This window comes from Streptomyces apricus, assembly GCF_008369065.1.
In the GTDB taxonomy this organism is placed as follows: Bacteria; Actinomycetota; Actinomycetes; order Streptomycetales; family Streptomycetaceae; genus Streptomyces; species Streptomyces apricus.
The window spans coordinates 386,534-387,053 of record NZ_VDFC01000043.1; the positions used below are offsets into that span (position 1 = coordinate 386,534).

Consider the following 520-nt stretch of genomic DNA (forward strand, 5'->3'; position numbering starts at 1 on the left):
AGGACATGCGAAAGGTCCGGCGTAGAGGGTAAGACCCCCGTAGTCGAAACATCAACGGCTCGTTTGAGAGACACCCAAGTAGCACGGGGCCCGAGAAATCCCGTGTGAATCTGGCGGGACCACCCGCTAAGCCTAAATATTCCCTGGTGACCGATAGCGGATAGTACCGTGAGGGAATGGTGAAAAGTACCGCGGGAGCGGAGTGAAATAGTACCTGAAACCGTGTGCCTACAAGCCGTGGGAGCGTCGGACATCAAGCTTGCTTGGTGTCTCGTGACTGCGTGCCTTTTGAAGAATGAGCCTGCGAGTTTGCGGTGTGTTGCGAGGTTAACCCGTGTGGGGAAGCCGTAGCGAAAGCGAGTCCGAACAGGGCGATTCAGTAGCGCGCTCAAGACCCGAAGCGGAGTGATCTAGCCATGGGCAGGTTGAAGCGGCTGTAAGAGGTCGTGGAGGACCGAACCCACCAGGGTTGAAAACCTGGGGGATGACCTGTGGTTAGGGGTGAAAGGCCAATCAAACT

At 56.5% G+C, this 520-nt stretch carries 1 rRNA gene and 1 other annotated feature (1 of these 2 only partly in view); the gene reads left to right on the plus strand.

Annotated elements, in window-relative coordinates:
- Positions 1-314 precede the first annotated feature (314 nt).
- Positions 315-388, plus strand: a sequence feature (23S ribosomal RNA rRNA prediction is too short).
- A gap of 16 nt (positions 389-404) precedes the next feature.
- Positions 405-520, plus strand: a 23S ribosomal RNA gene (locus FGF04_RS42240); its annotated part runs 2,704 nt beyond the window's last position; the annotation flags it as partial.